General features: G+C 29.3%; 25 protein-coding genes. 19 read left to right on the forward strand and 6 right to left on the reverse strand.

Going from position 1 to position 23,596, the window contains the following annotated elements:
* Positions 1-435 precede the first annotated feature (435 nt).
* From FNZ64_RS06200 to FNZ64_RS06220, 5 genes are all read left to right on the forward strand, one after another.
* A complete protein-coding gene (locus FNZ64_RS06200) occupies positions 436-981 on the forward strand; it encodes a DUF1836 domain-containing protein (protein ID WP_142414135.1) in 546 nt (181 codons plus the stop codon).
* Positions 982-1,073: 92 nt separating this feature from the next.
* Complete coding sequence (locus tag FNZ64_RS06205) at positions 1,074-1,229, forward strand: YvrJ family protein (RefSeq protein ID WP_142413978.1); 156 nt, start codon at positions 1,074-1,076, stop codon at positions 1,227-1,229.
* A gap of 410 nt (positions 1,230-1,639) precedes the next feature.
* Complete coding sequence (gene arcC, locus FNZ64_RS06210; RefSeq protein ID WP_142413979.1) at positions 1,640-2,584, forward strand: carbamate kinase; 945 nt, start codon at positions 1,640-1,642, stop codon at positions 2,582-2,584.
* Between the two features lie 23 nt (positions 2,585-2,607).
* The gene (gene arcA, locus FNZ64_RS06215; RefSeq protein ID WP_142413980.1) at positions 2,608-3,816 is read left to right on the forward strand and encodes an arginine deiminase; all 1,209 of its coding nucleotides are present in this window, start codon (positions 2,608-2,610) and stop codon (positions 3,814-3,816) included.
* Positions 3,817-4,042: 226 nt separating this feature from the next.
* The gene (locus FNZ64_RS06220) at positions 4,043-5,041 is read left to right on the forward strand and encodes an ornithine carbamoyltransferase (RefSeq protein WP_142413981.1); all 999 of its coding nucleotides are present in this window, start codon (positions 4,043-4,045) and stop codon (positions 5,039-5,041) included.
* Positions 5,042-5,344: 303 nt separating this feature from the next.
* Here FNZ64_RS06220 and FNZ64_RS06225 read toward each other — a convergent pair whose 3' ends face one another.
* The 4 genes from FNZ64_RS06225 to FNZ64_RS06240 form a co-directional block, all read right to left on the reverse strand.
* Positions 5,345-6,547: a cation:proton antiporter gene (locus FNZ64_RS06225; protein WP_142413982.1), complete on the reverse strand. Its 1,203-nt coding sequence runs from the start codon at positions 6,545-6,547 to the stop codon at positions 5,345-5,347.
* A 55-nt stretch (positions 6,548-6,602) separates the two neighbouring features.
* Complete coding sequence (locus tag FNZ64_RS06230) at positions 6,603-6,944, reverse strand: P-II family nitrogen regulator (RefSeq protein WP_142413983.1); 342 nt, start codon at positions 6,942-6,944, stop codon at positions 6,603-6,605.
* 15 nt (positions 6,945-6,959) lie between these two features.
* Positions 6,960-7,418, reverse strand: a complete 459-nt coding sequence (locus tag FNZ64_RS06235) for a hypothetical protein (RefSeq protein ID WP_142413984.1) — start codon at positions 7,416-7,418, stop codon at positions 6,960-6,962.
* A 184-nt stretch (positions 7,419-7,602) separates the two neighbouring features.
* The gene (locus FNZ64_RS06240; protein ID WP_142413985.1) at positions 7,603-8,703 is read right to left on the reverse strand and encodes a M24 family metallopeptidase; all 1,101 of its coding nucleotides are present in this window, start codon (positions 8,701-8,703) and stop codon (positions 7,603-7,605) included.
* Positions 8,704-9,082: 379 nt separating this feature from the next.
* On the opposite strand from FNZ64_RS06240, the gene FNZ64_RS06245 reads away from it, so the two are divergent.
* The 9 genes from FNZ64_RS06245 (at position 9,083) to nadE (ending at position 17,393) form a co-directional block, all read left to right on the forward strand.
* Positions 9,083-9,679, forward strand: a complete 597-nt coding sequence (locus FNZ64_RS06245; protein ID WP_142413986.1) for a hypothetical protein — start codon at positions 9,083-9,085, stop codon at positions 9,677-9,679.
* Between the two features lie 167 nt (positions 9,680-9,846).
* Positions 9,847-10,071: a DUF1659 domain-containing protein gene (locus FNZ64_RS06250; RefSeq protein WP_142413987.1), complete on the forward strand. Its 225-nt coding sequence runs from the start codon at positions 9,847-9,849 to the stop codon at positions 10,069-10,071.
* Positions 10,072-10,170: 99 nt separating this feature from the next.
* A complete protein-coding gene (locus FNZ64_RS06255) occupies positions 10,171-10,389 on the forward strand; it encodes a DUF2922 domain-containing protein (RefSeq protein ID WP_142413988.1) in 219 nt (72 codons plus the stop codon).
* Between the two features lie 555 nt (positions 10,390-10,944).
* Positions 10,945-12,249 (forward strand): ABC transporter substrate-binding protein, encoded by a 1,305-nt coding sequence (locus tag FNZ64_RS06260; RefSeq protein WP_142413989.1) that lies wholly within the window; start codon positions 10,945-10,947, stop codon positions 12,247-12,249.
* Positions 12,250-12,604: 355 nt separating this feature from the next.
* A complete protein-coding gene (locus FNZ64_RS06265) occupies positions 12,605-13,483 on the forward strand; it encodes a carbohydrate ABC transporter permease (protein WP_142413990.1) in 879 nt (292 codons plus the stop codon).
* 226 nt (positions 13,484-13,709) lie between these two features.
* Entirely contained in the window at positions 13,710-14,459 is a 750-nt protein-coding gene (locus tag FNZ64_RS06270) for a carbohydrate ABC transporter permease (RefSeq protein WP_243129211.1), read from the forward strand.
* Positions 14,460-14,504: 45 nt separating this feature from the next.
* Positions 14,505-15,662, forward strand: coding sequence for a GNAT family N-acetyltransferase (locus FNZ64_RS06275; protein ID WP_142413992.1), 1,158 nt, complete (start codon positions 14,505-14,507; stop codon positions 15,660-15,662).
* A 157-nt stretch (positions 15,663-15,819) separates the two neighbouring features.
* On the forward strand, positions 15,820-16,392 hold the full coding sequence (locus FNZ64_RS06280) for a putative ABC transporter permease (RefSeq protein ID WP_142413993.1): 573 nt from the start codon (positions 15,820-15,822) through the stop codon (positions 16,390-16,392).
* A gap of 110 nt (positions 16,393-16,502) precedes the next feature.
* Complete coding sequence (nadE, locus tag FNZ64_RS06285) at positions 16,503-17,393, forward strand: NAD(+) synthase (RefSeq protein WP_142413994.1); 891 nt, start codon at positions 16,503-16,505, stop codon at positions 17,391-17,393.
* Positions 17,394-17,606: 213 nt separating this feature from the next.
* Here nadE and FNZ64_RS06290 read toward each other — a convergent pair whose 3' ends face one another.
* Both FNZ64_RS06290 and ispF read right to left on the reverse strand, forming a co-directional pair.
* The gene (locus FNZ64_RS06290; protein ID WP_142413995.1) at positions 17,607-18,566 is read right to left on the reverse strand and encodes a hypothetical protein; all 960 of its coding nucleotides are present in this window, start codon (positions 18,564-18,566) and stop codon (positions 17,607-17,609) included.
* 351 nt (positions 18,567-18,917) lie between these two features.
* Positions 18,918-19,385, reverse strand: coding sequence for a 2-C-methyl-D-erythritol 2,4-cyclodiphosphate synthase (gene ispF, locus FNZ64_RS06295; protein ID WP_142413996.1), 468 nt, complete (start codon positions 19,383-19,385; stop codon positions 18,918-18,920).
* Positions 19,386-19,595: 210 nt separating this feature from the next.
* Between ispF and FNZ64_RS06300 the strand changes: the two genes are divergently transcribed.
* From FNZ64_RS06300 to FNZ64_RS06320, 5 genes are read left to right on the forward strand one after another with little or no spacing between them, the layout of a single operon-like run.
* Positions 19,596-19,964 carry a GntR family transcriptional regulator gene (locus tag FNZ64_RS06300; RefSeq protein ID WP_142413997.1) on the forward strand — a complete coding sequence of 123 codons (369 nt, stop codon included), beginning with the start codon at positions 19,596-19,598 and terminating at the stop codon, positions 19,962-19,964.
* A gap of 20 nt (positions 19,965-19,984) precedes the next feature.
* A complete protein-coding gene (locus FNZ64_RS06305; RefSeq protein WP_142413998.1) occupies positions 19,985-20,866 on the forward strand; it encodes an ABC transporter ATP-binding protein in 882 nt (293 codons plus the stop codon).
* Entirely contained in the window at positions 20,856-21,515 is a 660-nt protein-coding gene (locus FNZ64_RS06310; RefSeq protein WP_185903697.1) for an ABC-2 transporter permease, read from the forward strand. The genes FNZ64_RS06305 and FNZ64_RS06310 overlap by 11 nt, the downstream gene beginning before the upstream one ends.
* Positions 21,516-21,554: 39 nt before the next feature.
* Positions 21,555-22,280: an ABC transporter ATP-binding protein gene (locus tag FNZ64_RS06315; protein ID WP_142414000.1), complete on the forward strand. Its 726-nt coding sequence runs from the start codon at positions 21,555-21,557 to the stop codon at positions 22,278-22,280.
* The gene (locus FNZ64_RS06320; RefSeq protein WP_185903707.1) at positions 22,277-23,455 is read left to right on the forward strand and encodes an ABC transporter permease; all 1,179 of its coding nucleotides are present in this window, start codon (positions 22,277-22,279) and stop codon (positions 23,453-23,455) included. Before FNZ64_RS06315 ends, FNZ64_RS06320 begins: the two co-directional genes overlap by 4 nt.
* Positions 23,456-23,596: the final 141 nt, after the last annotated feature.

The raw sequence follows: 23,596 nt of genomic DNA on the forward strand, positions 1-23,596 counted from the left end.
TAGTTGCAAATTTGAAAGTTATGTATTCAAAAAATATCATTTGTCAAAAAAAGAAAAGGCTTGTAGACCTATAGGGAAAGTTATATTAAGTCGACTTTTATAATTGTAAGGGTATAAGATAGTTTAATTTAATGTAAATTTTATATTTGTTAACTTGTAATAAGGTTATATATACCCTATAATTAAAATATACAATATGTTTTATGAAAGCAAGAAACAAATCTTACAGTATATATTAAATTTCTTTTCAAATAATATGTATTATTAAAATATATGTACATTTTAATATATGTGCATTTTAATAAATTTATATTTAAAAATATAAATTTAATATTTTAAGTTCTTGCTTCAGTTAAATTTAAATAAATTAGGAAGGTGAAGGGTGTGGAGAAAGTAGAATTTTCAATAGATAAAATAAATATTTTAGCTAAGGAAATGTCTGAGAGTAGCATAATTGCTTATGAAGATCTTCCACAGTACGATTTATTTTTATCACAGGTTATTGATTTTTTAAATGATCATTTTAAAAAAGAAAAGTATACTAATAATATTGTACAGAACTACATTAAAAGTGAGGTTATATCTAAACCAGAAGATGGTAAGAAAAGGGGATATACAAAGTTACATTTAGCTCAATTAGCTCTACTTAGTTATATGAGACCTGTACTTACAACTGAAGAAATAAAAAAGGTTTTTAGATTAGCTTTTAATGAGATCAATGATAGAACTGATGATATAATAAGTTGGGAAAGTGCGTATAAGAGCTTTTCTGGAATACAAAAGGAATGTTTTAATTATTTTCTTTCTACGGATTATTTTGATGAAGAAAAAATTAACGATATAATTAAAGAGTTTAATTTAGAATCCAAGGATGAAGAAAGAATAAAGGTATTTCTAGTAGTTATGACACTAATAGCGCAATCTAGTGTTATTAAAAAATTAGCGCAAAAAATAATAGATGACTATGAAGAGAACTTTTAAACGAAGATAAATAATTTCCTCCTGTCTATATTTTTTAGAATTAGCATATATAAAGTTATGTGATTTTAAAAGTATAGATAGGAGGATTTTTTATGGATAAAATATTTGATTTAGTAGGCAATTTAGGATTCCCTATAGCAGTTTCTATTTATTTATTAACTAGAATAGAAGGGAAATTAGAGAGCCTAACTAAAAGTATAAATAACCTTTCTAACTCCATAGTTACTATTATCGAAAAGACAAAATAGAGTTAATTAATATTACTCTAGAACTTATTTATTAGTTATAGAGGTTATGGCGTTAAGGGAGTTACATACAATATAATCTTTTAAAAGTTTAGAGCTAACACAGTATATTGTGGTATTTATTCTTAGTGCCATAGCACCTTAATGGTATTTAAGACGAATAATACAGAATATTTAAAAAAGAATAAAAAAATTTTTTTGTTTATAAATATGCATTAATATTATTCAAATAAATATACTATCTATAGAATTTATATGATTTAAAAATTACACTTTATAAAGTTACAAATATTTATCCGAGTATAGGGGAATAATATGCAAAGACCTACTTTGTAGTACCGTTGACAATAATTGTTTTAAGAGTTACTATGAAGTCAGAAAATAGTAATCAGTGATTTTAAGGAGGAAATAGGATGAAAATAGTTCTAGCTTTAGGTGGAAATGCCCTTCAAGCAGATCCTAAGGACAAAAGTGCAAATGCTCAATTAAAGACATGTAAAGAAACAGCTAAATCTATAGTTGATCTTATAGAAGAAGGACACACAGTTTCAATAGTGCATGGAAATGGACCACAAGTTGGTCAAATAGTTGCATCAATTGAAGCAGGGCACAAACAAAATGAATCAAATGTATTATTTCCATTTGATGTATGTGGATCCTTTTCTCAAGGCTATATAGGATATCATCTTCAAAATGCTATATCAGCAGAGCTTCAAAAGAGAAATATGAATAAAAATGTAGGAACTGTTGTAACTCAAGTATTAGTAGATAAAAATGATCAAGGATTCCAAAATCCAACAAAGCCAATAGGATCCTTCTTCACAGAGGAAGAGGCTAAAAAGCTAGAATCAGAGCAAGGTTATGTAATGAAAGAAGATGCTGGTAGAGGCTATAGAAGAGTAGTTGCATCACCAAAGCCAATTGATGTTATTGAAAAGAACTTAATAAAAAGCTTAGTAGATGATGGAGCTGTAGTAATTTCTTGTGGTGGTGGTGGAATACCAGTTATAAAAGAAAATGATGAAGTTAAGGGTGTAGCTGCAGTTATAGATAAGGATTTTGCTGCAGAAAAACTTGCAGAAATTTTAGATGCAGATGCTTTAATTATATTAACAGCTGTAGATAGAGTTTGTGTTAACTTCAATAAGCCAGACCAAAAGGCATTAGAACAAATGACTTTAGCAGATGTGGATAAATATATTGCAGAGGGCCAATTTGCACCAGGAAGTATGCTGCCAAAGGTAGAAGCTTGTAAGAAATTTATTCAATATGATAATAGCAAGGTTGCTATTATAGCTTCTTTAGAAAAGGCAAAGGATGCTATAAAAGGGCAATCAGGAACAAAAATTGTTGGATAATAATGGAGAAAGGGGCATTGGTAATGAGTAAAAAAGGTATTCATGTTTATTCAGAAATAGGTAAGTTAAAGACCGTAATGCTACACAGACCTGGGGAAGAAATTGAGAATTTAATACCTGAGTATTTAGAGAGGTTATTATTCGATGATATTCCTTATTTAAAGGTTGCAAGAGAAGAACATGATTCTTTTGCAAAAATTTTGCAAAACAATGGGGTTGAAGTACTATATCTTGAAAAATTAGTAGGGGAAGCTTTAAGAGAAGAGGCAATAAGAGATCAATTTGTTAATGAAGTTATATCAGAATGTAAGATTTCAGATAAAGATATTCAATCAGAAATTAAAAAGTTTTTATTATCTATGCCAGAAAAGGCTATGGTCGATAAGGTTATGGCTGGAATTAGAAAAAAAGAAATTGGTATTAAGGAATCATATGAAGATTATCCATTTATAATGGATCCAATGCCAAACCTGTATTTTACTAGAGACCCATTTGCATGTATGGGTAGTGGAGTTTCTTTAAACACTATGAGAACTGAAACAAGAAATAGAGAGACCATTTTCGGTAAATATATCTTTAAATATCATCCAGACTACAGGGATTCTGCAGTTAAGTTATGGTATGATAGAGGCGCTAAATATGCAATCGAAGGTGGAGACGAATTAGTATTAAGCAAGGATATATTAGCAATCGGTGCAAGTCAAAGAACTGATGCTGAAGCAGTTAAAGTACTAGCTAAGAACATATTTGAAGCAGGAGAAAGTTTCAAGACTGTTCTAATATTCCACATACCTGCAGTAAGAGCATTTATGCACCTTGATACAGTATTTACTATGATAGACTACGATAAGTTTACTATGCATCCAGGAATAGAAGGTTCATTAAAAGTTACAGCATTAACTTATGATGCAGCTAAAAAAGAAGTTATTGCTAAAGAAGAAGAGGGCACTATAGAGAAAATATTATCAAAATATTTAAATAAAGATATTACTGTAATTAGATGTGGCGGAGGAGATAAGATTATAGCTGAAAGAGAGCAATGGAACGATGGTTCTAACACTCTAGCTATAGCACCGGGTAAGGTTGTAACTTACGAGAGAAACTATGTAACTAATGAGTTATTAGATAAATACAATGTAACTGTTCTTCCTATGGTTTCAGCAGAACTTTCTAGAGGAAGAGGAGGCCCAAGATGTATGTCAATGCCATTTGTTAGAGAGGATATTGAATAATATATTAGGTCTTGAAATAACATAATTTAAACAATATATTAGTATCTTTTAGTAATATATTAGTATGTTTCAGTAATATATGAATAACTTTTATAAAAATCTGTTGATAATATACAAATAGTATATTATTATCAATATGTGATAGTACTTACTATGGGGGAATATTATTCCTCCCATAGTTTTATAATGGTATAAAATATAACAAGAAAACGAAAGGGGTAATCAAATGTTTAACTTAAGAAACAGACACTTCTTAACTTTAATGGACTTTACACCAAAGGAAATAAATTATTTCTTGGATTTAGCTAGAGATCTTAAAAGAGCTAAATATGCAGGAACTGAACAACAAAGATTAAAAGGAAAAAATATAGCTTTAATCTTTGAAAAAACTTCAACAAGAACAAGATGTGCTTTTGAAGTTGCAGCATATGACCAAGGAGCTCATGTTACATACCTAGGACCTTCAGGCTCTCAAATTGGTAAAAAAGAATCAATGGCTGATACAGCTAGAGTTTTAGGACGAATGTTTGATGGTATTGAGTATAGAGGATTTGCTCAAGAAACAGTAGAAGAATTAGCTAAATATGCTGGAGTACCAGTATGGAATGGATTAACAGATGCTGATCACCCAACTCAAATTTTAGCTGACTTCTTAACAATAAGAGAACATTTTGACAAACCATTAAATCAAATAAAATTTGTTTATGCTGGTGATGGAAGAAACAACATGGCTAATGCTTTAATGATAGGTGCAGCTAAAATGGGAATGGACTTTAGAATAGTAGCTCCAAAAGAATTATTCCCAGAAGAAGAATTAGTAGCTCAATGTAATGAAGTTGCTAAATCAACAGGTGCAACAATCACTATTACTGATGATGTTAAAGCTGGAGTTAAAGATGTTGACGTTATATACACAGACGTTTGGGTATCTATGGGTGAACCAGACGAAGTATGGGCTGAAAGAATTAAACTTTTAAAACCATACCAAGTTAACAAAGAAATGATGGAAGCTACAGGAAATCCAAAAACTAAATTCATGCACTGTTTACCAGCATACCATGACTTAAAAACTGCAGTAGGAAGAGACATTAACGAAAAATTCGGCTTAAATGGTATGGAAGTTACTGATGATGTATTTGAAAGTGAAGCTTCAATAGCATTTGATGAAGCAGAAAACAGAATGCATACAATTAAAGCTGTTATGGTTGCTACATTAGGAGACTAATTTAAAGCTTAAAAAAGAGCCTATCGTAAAGATAAGGCTCTTTTAATTTTAAGAATTTGTTAGAGAAAATGTTGATATGACAATAACTTCATCACTGATTCACTGCCTTAAGAATTTCTATTATTTCTTCCGTAAATATTCCTAAAGTTTTAAAACTCGCTATGCTCAAACATTAAAACTTTTTAACGGAATATTTACTACAGAAATAATGAAATTCTAAAAACTTGTTCATAGGTGATTACGTAACCGTCATATCAACAAAGTTGTCTAACAAAGCCTTAATTTATCATTAAACATTGTAAGTTAATTAACATTAACCTGTTCTTTAACAGAACTAATTTGAGCTTCTCCTGCTTTAAATAAAGCAATTTTAGTAAGTAGTGGTCCTATTAATTCATAAACCACAGTAGCTGCAAGAATTATTGTTCTAATTTCTGTGCCTAGGGGAGAAGGTAATATTTTTTCTCCTATAAGGGCAAGTCCAATAGCTACTCCAGCTTGTGGTATTAAAGTTATGCCTAAATATTTCTGAACAGTACTAGGTGCATTTGATAACCTAGCACCTATGCCAGCACCAACCATTTTTCCTATAGCTCTTATAACAATATATGCTATACCCAAAACTCCGACTTTTTCTAGAATAGATATGTTTAGTTCAACTCCTGCAATAGTAAAAAAGGCTATAAACATAGGGGGTGTGAACCTATCTACTACGGAAAAAATCCTAGTTGTATTTGGAGCGATATTTATAATAGTAGCTCCTATACTCATACAGCATAAAAGAGGAGATAAGTTAAATTTAGTACATATACCTATGGCAAGAAAGATAAATCCTACTGTTAGGCTCAATAGCTTTTCCTCACTTCTAAGTTCTTTAGAGATAAAAGAAAATGCAACACCAAGTATAAGTCCTATACCAAGGGCTAGTACTATTTCGATTATTGGTTTTACAAAAGCCATAATTATAGATGTATTTGAGTTACTTAATAAAGTTGTTGCAATAGTAGATGATATACCAAATATCATAATACAAACAGCATCATCCATAGCAACCACAGGTAGTAGAGTATCCACAAGAGGACCTTTTGCTTTATACTGTCTTACTACCATTAAAGTAGCAGCAGGAGCAGTGGCAGCAGCTATAGCACCAAGAACAATGCTAAAAGGAACTGTTTGCTTAAATATAAATATCATGGCTAAATCTACAAAGAGAGTTGCAAAGGACGCTTCTAATAAAGTAATTAATAATACACCTTTACCTATTTTCTTTATATGATTAATATCAAATTGACTTCCAATGGTATAAGCAATAAAGCCAAGAGCAGCTTCTGAAATTATATCTAAATTAGAAGCTACGTTCTGAGGAACAATACCTAAAATACTAGGACCTATAATTACTCCTCCAATTAAGTATCCTGTAACTTCTGGCAATTTAATATATGATACAAGTCTTCCCATTAAAATTCCACAAAGTAAAATAACACTAACATAAAATAAAGTATTCACTTTATTACCTCTTTCTATTTAAGTTTTTTAATAGTTCTTTAGTAAAACTTGAAGCTTATTTTAATATTCCTTCTGTAAAACTTACTGGAACGGCAAAAATTACTCCAATATTAGGCTTAGATAAATCTCCAACCACCTTTTTTATTGCATCCACTGCAACAGGTAAATCCTCATCTTTAAGTACAGTAAAAATGGTTTTATTAAAGGGACGATTTTCATTTAAAATCATTTTTAAAGAACCAAAAATAGGAATATCCCCATGATCAGATTCAGATAGCATTTTTGCCATACCAGTGCTATCTATTACAGTAGCACCTTTAATACCTGCATTATTTAATTCTGAAAGTACATCTTCTAATAGATCTACTTTGTTTAATACAAATGTTAGCATTTGCATTAGAAATACACCTCCTTAGTTTATGTCTAGTTTAACTTTATATTTAGAAGTTAATTTTTTTAACTCCTTTTCAAACTTTTTATGTTCTTTTAAAGCTTCTTTAAAAAGACTTTGGTTTTCCTTAAGCCTTTTAAAATTTTTTTCTTCTAGAGACTTTTTAAAGCCATTAAGAGAATTAAATTGTTTAGTACAAGAATCTAAATATATATTATGAAGGTTTTTTACCTCTTCAGTAGTAGGATTAATAGCTTTTAAGTTATTTAGAAAATTAGAGTATTTAGGAATTATAAGCTTTTTAAATACGACTAAAGATACATCATCACTTTTATAATTATCTCCTACAATACTGTTATAATCATTTAAAGCATCATCCCTTTCAGGGTTTATAGCATTTAGATTATTTATATAGATTTGAAGATCCTCTCTTATGTCCTTATTACCGTAATAATAACAACCAGTTAATAAAAAACTCATAAAAAATATAATAATTATAACATAGATAAATTTTTTCATTTTACAATCCTTATAGATTAATCCTATATTATTATAGTATCATATATGACTTATAATAACTATAAATGGCTTTAAATTTAAAAAAAACACGAAAAAAATCTCCCCATATAAGGTATAGAGAGATTTTTTAAACTAAACTTTAAATTTAAACTATAACAATATCCCTTGTGAATTTATTAAGGATTTCAGGCTTACCGTCTTTTCCTATAACAACGATGTCTTCTATTCTCATACCAAACTTTCCAGGTATATATATGCCTGGTTCTATACTAAATGCCATACCAGGTTCTAAAACTAGAGGATTATTTTCTTTTATATATGGTGCTTCGTGCACGCTATAACCTATACCGTGTCCAGTTCTATTTAAGAAGTGCTCACCATGTCCAGCTTCTTTTATAACGTCTCTAGCTTTTTTATCAACTTCTCCACAAGTTACGCCTTGTTTTGCAAAAGTTTCAGCATCCCAATGAGCTTTTTTAACTATTTCATATACTTCTCTTTGCTCATCAGTAATTCCACCTATAAAGAAAGTTCTAGATGTGTCAGAACAATATCCTTTATACTTACATCCAAGGTCTAGAATTACAAGATCTTGTTCTTCAATAACTCTAGAGTCTCCATTATAATGAGGCATTGAACTATTTGGACCAGAAGATATAATAGGTTCAAAAGAAACACCCTCAGCTCCTAATTTATCAAAAGTTTCATAAACTTTTTCTTTAATATCTCTTTCAGTAAGACCTGGCTTTATAAATTTAGCTAGTTCTTCCATAACCTTATCTGCCATTTGAGCAGCAATTCTCATTTTTTCTATGTCTTCTTCGCTTTTTACTATTCTAAACTCTTCTAAAAGATTGTGAGCATTAAAGAATTTTCCATCAAACTTTTCAGCTACATCAAGCATGTTTATAGCCCTTATAGCACAGTTTACCCCTATGTTTTTGCCCATTAAACCATAATCCTTAAGTCCTTCAATTACGCTATCTACAAAGCCATTTCCATCGCTCCAAACGTAGTATTTAGCATCAGAACCAAGCTTGTGAAGGATTTCTTCATAGTTTAGTTCTGGAGTAACGTAAAAATAGTCTCCATTAGATAATAAGAAAAGAGCTTGGAATCTCTCATCTGGAGCAGGAGAAAAATCAAGAAGATATTCAAGATCGCTTGAAGGTCCTATAATTATAGCATCTAGGTTATTTTTCTTCATTAATCCGTAAAGATTTTCAATGTATGGTGCTTGAAACATATTATCCACCCCTATAATAAAATTTAAATTAGACTTGATTATAGAAATCAATTTCTATAAATCTAATTCATTTAATTACCTAAATTCTATTTTAGTATATTTAAGTATAAAAATCCATATGTAGTTTAAGTGAATAAACATGGTAATGATTATGTAGGAACTTAGAGGAGGACTTTACTTAATAATTTGAAAAAATAGAATTTCAAGAGAAAATAGAAGCTATAAAATAACAGCAGGTTTTACTTATGGTTTAAAAAAATAGAAGTATTAGGTGGCTAGTTATGGGAAAAATATATAGTGGGTATATAAATATAAGGAAATTTTAGCTTAAATTTATGGTAATATAGTAAGTATAAAGTTTAAATAGGAAGGTGAACTTATGGAAAATATAAATAAGTTAATATCCTTAGGATATGAAAAATTAATAGGTCAAAGTACTGTAGAGGCCTGTGATCATTGGTTAGAAGCTTTTGAACTAATAAAAGAAGTAGCTAGAGAAAAGTCTTATAAGAATATAAAACAAATAGAGGAAGAATTTAAGTTTATAGAACATCTTACAAATTGGGTTCAAGATATAGAGATGGAGCTTGAGAATGCAGGTATCGAAGAAAAGGAATACTTTAAAAAGAGAATAACATATACAACGGAGTTTTGTGATATTTTCACAGAAACAGATGAGTTTATCATAATGAGTATGAAACTTGCAAAGGCAGAGTCTTATTTTGAACTTGAGGAAGTTACAAAGAGTGAGGAACTATTTAAACAGTATGCAGAAGAGTATAAGGATTCTGTTTGGCCCTTTGTTAAATGGGGTGATGTATACTGGCTTTCAAATATATTAAATGAAAGAAGAGAACTTTTAAATGTAGATAAAGCCATGGAAATATACAAAAGTGGCTTGGGAAGAGATGCTCATGAAGACTATATATTAGAAGATAGGATTGGCGACTTACAAGAGATTATAGATAGACAGTAAGAGGATATAAATACAGGGTAATATGTAGTAAGAAAAAATAAGATATAGTAAGTGTAATAAAAAAGAAGCTATGGCAAACTGCTGTAGCTTTTTAATTTTATTATATTTAATTTTATGTCCCAAAGTTTTTATAAGTACATATATATTCTTTGAAAGGGGTTGATAATATGGCAATAACAGCTGAAAAGATTGAAAGAGGGTTTATCCTTCAATACGCAGATGGAAAAAATGCCAAAGGAGAAGAGGTAATAAAAAATCAAAAGATAGGAGAGCTTAAACTATCAGCTACTGAGGATAACATTCATGAAGTAGGGGAAGCCATAAAGAAGATTATGGGAACTACTGTAATGAAATTAATCGTAAAAGAAGATCTTCAGTTGATTTCAAAATAGTTTAGTTTAAGCAAAGGAAGTTTAAATTAAGTAAATAGACCTTAATTTAAACAATGATAGTTCAATTTAAGCAAAGATATTTCATAAGGAGGGGCTATAATGGCAAAAGAATTAGTTATGAATTTTTTAAATGAAGCTGGAACTAAAACTGCTTTAAGGGTAAAAAATGTTAAAGAAAATCTTACAGAGGATGACATAGGAATAGTAATGGATACTATAGTTTCAAAGGATGTTTTTAAATCTAAAAATGGAGCACTTAAAGCTAAGCATTCTGCAAACATAGTTGATAGACAAGTTGAAAAATATGAGTTTAAGTAGAAAATCGAAGATCTTTAAGTAGGGTATAGTAGACTTAATAGATAAGCTTTTAATAATAAAAACTATTAGTAACTCTAGTTCTTCAAAATAAAAAGTCAAAATGGCAATACTTCTAAAAAATAAACATTGCCTAACTAAGGTTAGTAACCGTGCATAAAGGGGAGGAGATACTCTTTATGCACGGTTTTATTTATATTAAATTAATAAGCATTTTTTACACATACTATTATTATACCAAGTAAATACTATTATTTAGTTAAAGCTTATTTTAATATATGTGGCCACTATTCCATGGCTAAAGTCACTAAGTCAAAGGGGTCTTTTCAAATTTTTTATAGGAGAAGATTTTAAAATTCAATACATATTGAAAAAACAAATAGAAATAATAACTCCTATTTATTTTTTCGATTAGACAATGAATACAAATTAAATAATAATAATAGTGAAATATGTTGTTAAGTTATGTTTTATTTTGTTAAAATATAGCTAGGCTAAATAAAAAATCTTTAGTTAAATAAAAAAATTAACTATAAAAATATACAAAGGAGAAGTAATATGAAAAAGATTACAAAACTTGTATCAGCATTTCTTTTAGCTATAATGTGTACTATTTCTTTATCAGCTTGTGGTACAGCTAATAAAGAAGGGGCTAATAAGGAAAATAAAAATCAAGCTTCAGGAAAAAAAGAAACTATAAAGTTATGGTTACCTCCAATTGGTGAAAATGATAAGCCAGTTTGGGAACCAATATTAAAAGAGTTTGAAGACAAAAACAATTGTAAAGTAGAACTTGAAATAATACCTTGGGAGAACTACCCAGAAAAGTACGCTACAGCTATAGCAGCAGGTGAAGGTCCTGATGTTGGATATATGTATGCTGAAATGTTCCCTCAATTTATAGAAATGAAGGCAGTAGAAGATTTAACATCATATTTAAAGAAGGAAGATTATGAAAAGTATACTTATATAGAAGATGGAAAAATGATGGGTGGACTTTATGGTTTAGCCATAGAAGCAGCAAACCCAGCTGTATTATATTACAATAAGGATATTTTAGATAAGTTAGGTGAAAAACCACCAGTAACTTGGGAAGACTTTAGAAGAATATCTAAAAAAGCAACTAAAGATACTAATGGTGACGGAAAAATAGACCAATGGGGCTTTGCTCAAGGTTGGGGACAAAAATTCTTTGGTGATTTAAACTGGAACTGGTATGGTTTCTTATGGCAAGCAGGTGGAGAACTTTATAATAAGGATTTAAAAACTGTAAGATTTAATGATGCAGCAGGACAAAAAACTGCTCAATTCTTATATGACTTAAAGTTTAAAGACAAGGTTCTTCCAGATGATCATATGGGAAAAACAAATAAAGAAATGTTACAATCACACTTTGGAAATGGTAATGCTGCATTCTGTATTTACTTATCATCAGCAGCAGGAGAAGTTTTAGATAAGTCCTTCCCAAAATTAAACTATGGATTTATAACTTCATTAAAAAATGAAACTAAGGGTACCTTTGCTTCAGTTGACCAATTAGTACTTATGTCAGCTGCTAAAAACAAAGATCTTTCTTTTAAATTAATGCAACATATGTTAAGTGCAGAATCTATGACAAAATTCCATAAATATCATCCAAGAGCTCCTATTACAAAGGATGAACCATATCAAGGAGATCCAAGATTAAAAGAAATGGTGGAAAAAGAAAAGGGAGTATATAGACCTCTTGTAGTTGCACCACACGGTGTTGAAGTTTACGACTACTTATGGAAAGAGTTACAAAAAATGATGACAAATCAAACTACTCCTAAAAAAGCTTTAGACGATGCAGCTAAATATGCAGATGATTTATTAGCAAAATAATAGGATTAAAGAGGTAGTCATTGAATAAATGAATTTTGAAAATAGAGGAAACAGCTATATGGCTTGTTTCCTTTATTATTAAGTATTAAGATTTGTTAGAGAAAAACCACTTACTTTCCTACATGGTGATACTGAAATTTGTATTAAGTATCAGACTTTGTTAGGGAAAAACTATTATATGTAAGTCACTTCATTATGAGTTCGCTACCCTAAGAATTAAAGCTAAGTATTAAAATATAAATAGCATATAGACTTGAAAGATTTATTTTTACAACGTATATTAGAATTATAAAGTACTAGATAGAAATATGAATAATAATGCTTAAATTATAAAACACTTAGAAAGGAAAATTAAATGGAGAAGAAGCATAGATTTAAAAGCTTAGGAGCCTATGGATATATATTACCTCTTGCTATTATATTAGTAAGTTTTTACGTGATTCCAATTATAATGTCTTTATTTTTTAGTTTTACAAAATATAATATTATGGCGCCTGCAGAGTTTTCAGGATTATCAAATTATAAGGCCTTATTTAAAAACAAGATGTTTTTAGATTCTCTTAAGAATACAGCTATATATACCTTTGGAGTAGTTCCAGTACAAACTATACTCTCTATGCTTATGGCTGTTTGGTTAACTAGGAGAGGGGGAAAATTAGCCAACATTATAAGAGGACTTATGTTTATTCCTGTTATATCTTCCATGGTGTTAATTAGTATAATTTGGAGGCTACTGCTTACAGGGGGATCTCCTATAGCTAGTTTATTTAATCTTTTTAATTTAACTATGCCTGACTTTTTAGGAAATCCTAAGTTTGCATTGCCTACTTTAATGGTTATAGCAGTCTGGAAGAATGTTGGATATTTTATGGTTATATACATTGCAGCTATTATGGATATACCTAAAAGTTATTATGAAGCTGCTAGAGTTGATGGGGCTAGCAAGTGGAGAGAGTTCTGGGATATTACTGTCCCTATGTTAAGACCTAATACTATTATGGTGGTATTTTTAGGGTTTATTTGGTCATTTCAAAGTTTTGACATAGTATACACTTTAACTGGGGGAGGACCAGGAACGGCTACTATGACTCTAGTACTTCACATATACAATTTAGCTTTTAAGCAATTTAATGCTGGGGAGGCTATGGCTGTTGCCAATGTATTATTTTTTATAATTGCAATTGCTTCCATAGCGCAAAAGAAATTTTTAAGAAAAGACCAGTCTATTTATTAGTTTTAAATTAAATTTTGGCGATTATAAAATCACAATTTAGAAGTAAGAAGTAAGAATAAAACTCCTTTGGGGGTTTTGGATAAAATATAAGGTCACGAAATTTGCATAAGAAAGGAGTAGCTACTAAAAAACTTAAAAACAATATAAGCAAATTTAGTAGCAGTAAAAGATGAAAAGTGGAAAAAGAATAATTGGAGATATTATACTCCTTATAATCGGGGGTATAATGATAGTTCCTTTTTTATATATGATAATTACTTCTCTTAAAGTTACATATACTTATGACTTTAATTTTTCTCTTACAAATCTAACTTTAAAAAACTATATGACTATATTTAAAGACACTAATTTCTTTAATTACTTTATAAATAGTTTTATTATCGCAGTAGCAGGTGTTATTTTAACTGTAACCTTTAGTAGTCTTGCAGGGTTTGCCTTTGCTAAAAAGAAGTTTGCAGGTAATGATAAGATTTTCTTTTTCATGATTGCAACCTTAATTATACCATCACAAGTAACTATGATCCCTCTTTATATTATAATGAGAAATTTAGGGTGGATAAATACTTACTATGCACTAATACTACCAATACCAACAGCTTTTGGAGTATTTTTAATGAGACAAGCGATTTTAAATATACCTAATGATTTATTAGAATCAGCTAGGATAGATGGTTACACAGACCTTCAAATTTTTATACACATAGTACTTCCTTTGATTAAACCAGCTATTATAACTCTTTCTATATTTACATTTATAGGTGCTTGGAATGAATTCTTATGGCCACTTATAATTACAACAAAGGACTCCATGAGAACCCTTACAGTAGGAATGGCAACACTTCAAGCTCAATATATTGTAAACTATGGATTAGTTATGGCAGGGGCTACCTTAACATTTTTACCTTCATTTATATTTTATTTAATACTTCAGAGCAAGTTTGTAGAGGGAGTCACCCTATCAGGAATTAAAGGGTAAATTATCCTTTAGAGAAACTCATTATCATATTATAGGAGGGTTATCATGGAAATGCCTAGAAGTGCTAAAAAGGAAGAATTTAATCAAGTTATAGAGCTTATAAATCAGGTTTTTAGATTAAGTAATGGTCATAAACCTACCATGCAAGATGAGTTTCCCTTATTACTTAGGGAAAGTAATGTGGAAAATATGATTATTATAAGTAATGGTGAAAAACCTGTTTCCACAGTAAATTATATGCATGAAGATATTCTTATCCAAGGGGTAAAGGTAAAGGCGGCTTCTATTGGGGCTGTATGTACCTATGAGGATTATAGAAAAAAAGCATATTCATCAAAAATTTTAGATAGAGTAGAAGAAAAAATGTTTAAAGAAAACATAGATTTTGCCCTAGTATCAGGCGAGAGAAGTCTTTATACTAGAAGAGGGTTTATGCAGGTTAAAAATTTTTATAAATATATATTTAAACCTAAAAAGACGGAGATGGATTTTAATTTATCAGAATACGAAGAGAGTTATTTTCCTCATATGGTAGATATGTATAATAGTAAGGCTACAAGATATTATAGAACCTTAGAAGAATTTAATACTTTATTGAATTCAGCCACTATTCCTTGGGGGAACTTTACTTATAAAAAATATGCTTTATTAGGTAAAGAGGGGAGTTTTCATTGGGAAGAAGGCATTAAGGTTTTAGGATATGTTATAGTTAGGGTAATTACAGAAAAAGAAAAGAAGTATGGAGAGATCGTAGAAGCAGCTGGAACCAGTGAAGTTTTAAGTGAGGCTTTTAAAAATATAGCCTATGATTTAAACTTAAATGAAATAACATATAATGTTCATTTAAGAGATAGGGAATCCTATATAGATGGGTATAGCAAAGTAGAGTTTGGAAATATGGGAGGAACCGTAAAAATTATAAATTTTAAAAGCTTTATGGATAATTTAAAGCCTTTATTTTATCAATATACAGATAGGGAAATAGTAGACAATATGGAGTTCTATGAGGACCAAGAATATTGTGTGTTTAAATATAAGGATGAAATTATAAAGATTAAGGGAAAAGATGCCACAACTAATTTAGTTTTTGCAGGGCCTATGGAAGAAAAGATAGATTTTAGTGGAGCACCTAATATAGAAAAGTTAATTAGATATAACTTCCCTATAGTTTTTCCTTGGCCATATAATTTAAATTATCAGTAGACTAAGTTAAGAAGAAAATTCTGTTTATAAGCTGCTCTAAGTGTTTAGATAATCTAAATCATGAGTAGCTTAATTTAAATTATGAGTAAACCGTATAAAATCTTAAGTTTTTCCCAATACTATTTATGAATTATATTCATAAAGGTAGGGATTTTTCATGAAAATTTCAGATTTTATAAATTCTACGTACATAACACTTAAAAATAGTTTTTCATTAAATGAGTTATTTTTTTACTTTATGTTTTATTCCCTTTCAGGTTGGGGTGTAGAAAACTTATACAGTTTATTTACAAAGGGCAAATTTAAAGAAGAAGGATTTTTAGTAGGTCCTTTTAAACCTATGTACGGTTTTGCCCCTGTAATATTACTAATCCTTTTAAATGGAAGGAGCAATAAATTTTTAGTTCTTGCACTATGTTTTATTGTACCATCAGTAGTGGAATATATAAGTGGAGCTATGCTGCAAAAGTTATTCCATAAACAGTGGTGGGACTATTCTGCTCTTTCCATGCAATTAAATAGTCATGTGTGTTTAAAATTTTCAATTTATTGGATTTTCTTAGCGTTAGCTACTATATATTTATTACATCCTATGGTGGCAAAACTTTATACAAAAGTAGAACATATTTGGATTTACCTAAGTCCTATAATAATGTTGATTTTTTTAGTTGATGTTGCCTTTACGACTTTTCAGTGGAGGGGAAAAGGGGAACTTTACAATCATAGTTAGAATAAGTGTAAAAATTACCAGGTTCCAAAGGAAAGTTATAAACTTTTATGTCCCATGTAAGCCTTAAAGCATATAATATAAGGATTATCACTTAGAGTTAAGGAGATTACATGGAAGTTAAAATAGAAATTGAGAATTTCATAAAGGACATGATTAAAAGATATAGATACAAGGGGGCTATAGTTGGTATAAGTGGGGGACTTGATTCTGCTGTAGTAGCAGCTTTATGCGTACAGGCATTAGGCAAAGAAAATGTACATGGTATATTGCTTCCAGAAAGGGATTCTTCTAGAGAAACCATAAAGGACTCTATTTTAGTTTGTGATTCACTAGGAATCTCCTATAAAAAAATCCCAATAAGTAAAAGCCTAAAAGCCATGGGAGTATATTCTATGGAGCCCTCCTTATTTATAATGCCAAATTTCATGAAGAAAAGGTATGTTATGAGGAAATGGAGAAGTTTGCCTAAGAAGGATCCTTTCTTAGAGGATTTAAGCGGAACGGGAAATAAGGAATTTTTAAAAAATATAGCTTATTACAGGGCAAAACATAGAATTAGAATGTGTTATTTATATTTAGAAGCTGAAAAGAAAAACTATGCAGTAGTAGGTACTACCAATAAAACAGAATACTTAACAGGATTTTATGTAAAGTGGGGGGATGATGCTGTAGATATTGAGCCTATACTTCACCTTTATAAAAGTCAGGTATATGATTTAGCAAGAGAATTAAAAGTTCCTGAGAAAATTATTGAAAAGGCACCCTCCCCAGACCTTATACCAGGAATTACAGATGAGTATGCCCTTGGCATGAGTTATAAAACCTTAGATAGAATTTTAATAAAGATGGAAAATAGGAGTTCTATTTCAGAAGAAGACAAGCTAAAAGTAGAAAGAGTAAAAAAGATAGTAGAAAGTGCAAAGAAACGTGAACTAAAAATGTACGGCTTAGAAGAGTATAAAACTGATAAATTAAAAAGAAAAGTTATAGGTATAGGATAAGCAATTATTACAAATAAATATTATTACAAGGTATAGTAGGGTAGATAAAATAATTTATAATGTGAGTATAGGATAAGTAATATTATTATAAATAAAACCATGAGTAAAGTGGGAGTTTAAAGTGTCCCCTTTGTAAAGGACATTTTAGTTAGTCCACATTTACACATGGTTTTGTTATTAGTCTGTGTTATATAAAAAATATAATATAAATGATTATTGCAATATATTTCGTGTAACTGTTAGTATATGGTCTTCTACTTTATTACTTAAGGCATAATTACTATCGGATAGGATATCCATTAAGTCTCTTATTGTATAGTATAGATTTGTACCTTTTTTATCTTTTAGAACAGAATCATAACTATCCCTTACATCCTTTAATAATATGTTTGTTTTATCAAAGGTAGGAAACTTAGTGCTTCCAAGGGTATACAATCTTATATAGTCAGAATAAAGTTCTTTTATTTGCTTTTCTTTTGTACAATTTGGGTTTTTATGAAGATAATTTTCCATCTCCAGTATAATGTCTCTTATACTATCCCAGCTTATCTTATTAGATACCTCTAAATCATTATTTAGGTTTTGTTCCTTATTCATAAGGAGAAAATAATCCTTTGAATCTGTATTTATATTGTTTACATAAGAACTATAAAAGTCATAATTAATTTTGCATATGTATTTAGAATTACTGTAGAGTATTTTATATCCACTGTCATAAAGATTTTTGATGTACTCCTTTAGGTTAGAATTGCTAAGATTTTTAATGGATTTTGAAGATACATCATCACCAATTTCTGATGAGAGTAATTTTAAATTATTTTCAGAGGAAATATATTGATTTATTGAGTTTAATTTTGATTTCTGATATTCTTCATAGGAGTTTAAGAGGTTACCAGCATTATATTTAGAAAAATCACCAATATTTTTATCAATAAATAAAATAATTTCCCTAGAATCTTTATTTTCTTTTATCATGTAATTAAATTGACCTAGAATGTCCTTTTCCTTTTTACTTATGAAGGTATCATTATCTTGATTAAATAGCTTAAGATTTTTAAAGGCAGAATACATCAGTTTACTCATAGCCCAGAAAAAAATTGATAGAATAGATATAGAAAAGACTAGGAAAATGAAAGTTCTTTTTTTTCTTAGCTTCTTTTTTGAATTTTTCATAGTATACCTCCAATAGTTTTTAAAATAAAAAAAATAATAAAACATAATCTTGTAGGGACACAAATGGATTATGCTTTATTATAATATAAAAATTAGTAGGGATAGGGTTTAATATTCTATATCTATAGATAAATTATACAACATCCGTCCGCAAAATTAGTTACAACGAAATTACAATTATTAAATTATTTATTATAAAATCATATTTTTTCTTTAAAATATTAAAATGTCTAAGGTTAACAAACAATACTTAAAGATTAAAAATTAAACAGTGTAAAAATCTTCATTAAAAAATCTTACTATAATAAATAGGATTTAATCAAGGGGATAATGTTAGAAGATTAAATTTAACTATAGTAAAAGGCAAATACATTGAGAAGATATGCCTTCCCCAATTCCAGTAAAACCTAAACCTTCCTCTGTGGTTGCCTTTACATTTATTGCATCTATAGAAATATTTAAAGCCTTAGATATATTATTTTTCATATCTACAATATAAGGTAACATTTTAGGTTTTTGAGCTATGATTGTAGCATCTATATTTCCTATTTTATAACCCTTTGAATTAAGGAGCTCTCCTACTTTTTCAAGAAGAATAATACTAGATATTCCTTTATATTTTGGATCAGTATCTGGGAAATGGGTACCTATATCTCCTAGACCAGCTGCACCTAATAGGGAATCAGAAATTGCATGTAAAAGTACATCGGCATCTGAATGACCTAAAAGCCCTTTTTCATAAGGAATGGTAACTCCACCTATGATGAGATCTCTATTTGGCACTAATTTATGCACATCGTATCCTAAACCAACTCTCATAAAACAAGCCCTCCAATATATAATTAAGAGTTTTTACTTAAAGTATACCATAAATTATAAGGTGTTGTTAAATTATTTACAAGAAAGTATTTATTAAGATATTAGATTATTTATGTGAAAAAGTATTGACTAATGGTGTTAATAAAGTATATACTGTATATATGCTATATGAACACTTTAAAAATAAGATTTAGTAAGAGGAGAAGGTACATGAATATAATAATTTCAAATTCCTCTGATAGTCCAATTTATGAACAAATTTTAGAGCAAATTAAAAGGCAGATAATTCAAGGGACTTTAAAAGAGGGAGAAATGCTTCCTTCTATTAGAAATCTTGCTAAGGAACTTAACATAAGTGTTATTACCACAAAGAGGGCTTATGAGGAGTTGGAAAAGGCAGGATTTATAGAATCTGTGCAAGGAAAGGGAAGCTATGTAGCTCCGCAAAATAGAGAGCTTATAAAAGAACAAAAGATAAAGCACATAGAAAATATGCTATCAGAAGTGATTAAAGAAAGTAAGTTAATTGGTTTTGAGCTTGAAGAGTTATATGAGATTTTGAAATTTTTATACGAATAAATATTTTAGGCGGGATTAATATGGAAAATAACTACATTCTAAAAGTGAAAGATTTATGTAAAACCTATAAGGATTTCTCCTTAGATAACATAAGCTTTTCCCTAGAAAAAGGATATGTAATGGGATTTATAGGTACAAACGGAGCAGGGAAAAGTAGTACCATAAAACTTATTATGAACATGATAAAGAGGGATAATGGAATTATTGAAGTTTTCGGAAAGGATAACTTAGAGCATGAAGTAGAAATAAAAGATAGAGTTGGCTTTGTCTACGATGAAAACATTTACTTTGAGGATTTTACCATAGAAGCTATGAAAAACTTAATATGTCCTTTTTATTCAAAATGGGATGATAAGCAGTTTTACAAATATATTAAAGAATTTGATTTAGATCCTAAAAAGAAAATAAAAAAATTATCTAAGGGTATGAAAACAAAGTTTTCTTTAGCAACAGCATTATCTCATAATGCTGAATTAATAATTATGGATGAACCTACAGCAGGATTAGATCCGGTATTTAGAAGGGAGCTATTAGAAATTCTTCATTATATTATGGAAGATGAAAATAAGGGTGTATTTTTTTCAACTCATATAACTGGGGATCTAGATAAGATTGCAGATTATATAACCTTTATTAATAATGGTAAAATAGTATTCTCAGAGTCAAAAGAAAAGATAGATGAGACTTATTTTATTGTAAGAGGCCCTAGAGAATGTGCTGATGAATATATAAAAAATCTTTTAATTGGGTACAAGGAAAATTCTTTTGGATTTGAGGGTTTAACCACTAGTCCTAAAGCTATAAGAGAAATTTTAGGAGAGAATATAATTTTAGAAAAGGCTTCCTTAGAGGATATAATGATAGGACATAAAAATGTGGGGAGGGAAATTTGTGCTTTTTAAACTATTAATTAGTGGTCTTAAAATAACGAAGAAACATTTTTTGGTAATAATGGGGACAAGTCTATTTATTACATTAATAAACTTTATCCATCTTAATGAAAAATTTATACTTATATTTTTTTCTATTTATGCACTTTTAATAGGTATACAAAATGCGTATATGCTTACTCAGAAATATAAGGGGTATATTTTATACAAGGTACTTCCCATAGCTGACAATAAAGTTGTATTATCAAAGTATATATTAGGAATCTTGGATTTACTAATTGCTTATATTTTGGCTTTATTTTTCTTTTTTATAAATTCAATATTTACTAAAAAGGAAATTATAGTAGATTACAAATCTTCTTTAATGTTTGCAATACTTATTAGCTTAATTTTAGCTTCTATAATAATACCTATAAATCTTTATGGAAAAAATGTTGCTTTAATTTCTTCAGGATATGGATTAATAGGTGGTATTATAGGGTTACTAAGCGGTGGAATGAAAATTACTTCTAAGATATCAAGTTTATACATAAATTTTATAAGTAAATTTAATATAGGTATAAATATGGGTTGTATGATTAGTATTTTATTAGTGCTTATATTATATTTTTTATCCTATCTAATAGGTTTAAAGGTATACAAAAGAAAATATATAAATTAAAATTAAATTATAATAAGTATATATAGGGGAGTGAAAAAAGTGATAGAAGTTAAAGAGTTAAAAAAGAGCTTCAAAAATGTAGATGCAGTAAAAGGAATAAGTTTTGAAGTTAAAAAAGGAGAGATTGTAGGGCTTTTGGGGGAAAATGGAGCAGGTAAAACTACTACTTTAAGAATGCTTGCTACTATGCTTAAGCCTACAGGGGGAGATGCCCTAATTAATAATCACAGTGTTATAAAAGAGCCATCAAAGGTTAGAGGAGAAATAGGAATTTTATTTGGTGGAGAAATAGGACTTTATGACAGATTAACTGCAAAAGAAAATATAGCGTATTTTGGTGAATTAAATGGTATGAATAAAGCTGAAATAGATAAAAGCATATCAGAACTAAGTGAATTATTAGGTATGGAAGAATTTATAGACAGAAGGGTTGGCAAATTTTCAAGAGGTATGAAACAAAAGGTTGCCATAGCTCGTTCCATAGTTCATAGACCATCCGTTATGCTATTTGATGAACCTACTACAGGACTAGATGTTACAGCAGCAAAGATAGTCCAAGACTTTATATTAAAGTGTAAAAAAGATGATAAAGCAATAATATTTTCTAGTCATAGTATGCAAGAGGTTGAAAAGCTATGTGATAGAGTTGTTATAATTCATAAAGGAGCTATAGTTGAGGAAGGAACTTTGGAAGAGTTAAAAGAAAAATATAACAATAATGATATGGAAGAAATATTTATGAATTTAGTAGGTGGTGATAAATAATGAGTATTACAAGTATAGTTTTTAAAAAGGAATTAAAGGATATATTTAGAGATAAAAAGACTCTTATAGTTGGAATTTTATTACCTCTTTTAATTTACCCTGTTTTATTTGGTGTAATGGGAAAAGGAATAAAGGGACAAGTAGATGAGGTTGAAAAAAATATGAAAGTATCCATAGTAGATAAGGGAAATAGTAATTTAGGAAAGTTTATAAAATCACAAAAAAATATAGAAGTAATTACAGATGATAAAGCTGAAGAGAAAGTAAAAGATGGAAAACTATTATTAGCTATTGAAATTCCAGAAGATGTAGATAAGAAAATAGCAGAAGAAAAACAAGCAGATGTTAAAATAACCTATGATAATTCAAGTACTAAATCTAATACAGCTATAGGGATTATAAATAATTATATTGAACAGTATTCTAAGACAATAGTTGCCTCTAGATTAGATCAAAGAAAAATAGATGCAAAGATTTTAACGCCTATAAATTTAGTTAAAAAGACCACAGAAAAAGAAAGTGAAGGTATGGGTAAATTTATACTTTCAATAATGTTACCTATGATGCTTATAATGTTTGCAGCAACTGGACCTATAACAGCAGCAACAGACTTAGGTGCAGGAGAAAAAGAAAGAGGAACTTTAGAACCATTATTAACAACTCAAGCAAGCAGAATGTCCCTTCTATGGGGTAAATTCTTAGCAATTACCTTTATGGGTATAATTACAAGTTTTGCATTTATGGGGGGGATATTAATCTCTATGAAAACTTCCCCAGAGATGTTTGGTGGACAAGGTGGAGTAAGTATATCAATAGGATCTTTAATAATAATGGTTATTTTAACTATAGCTTTAACCATGGTTTTTGCTGCATTAGCCCTAGCTATAAGTATTTATGCAAGATCCTTTAAGGAAGCTCAAACTTACTTAACACCATTAACTTTCCTTGGAATGTTTGGGTTTGCAACTTATGCTATAGATGCTAAGAATGTATCTATGTTGTTTTTAAATATACCTATTTTAAACATAACAGCTATATTAAAAGAGTTAACTCTAGGAGTATATAACTTTACTCATATAGGTATAGTATCAGCATGGACTATAGTTTATATAGTAGCATCAATTTTATTTGCAAGATATATGTTCAGCAGAGAATCAGTTATATTTAGAACTTAATAATTCTTATAAAATCACAATTAAGAGTTAAGAAATAAGGTATAAGTTAAAAAACACCTTCATGGGAAATAGTAAATTGTTACTAATTTCTAGAAGGTGTTTTTATTGGATGACTCTCTTTATTAAAATGCTTTACTTAAG

The organism is Hathewaya massiliensis, from assembly GCF_902143515.1.
Classification (GTDB): Bacteria; Bacillota; Clostridia; order Clostridiales; family Clostridiaceae; genus Hathewaya; species Hathewaya massiliensis.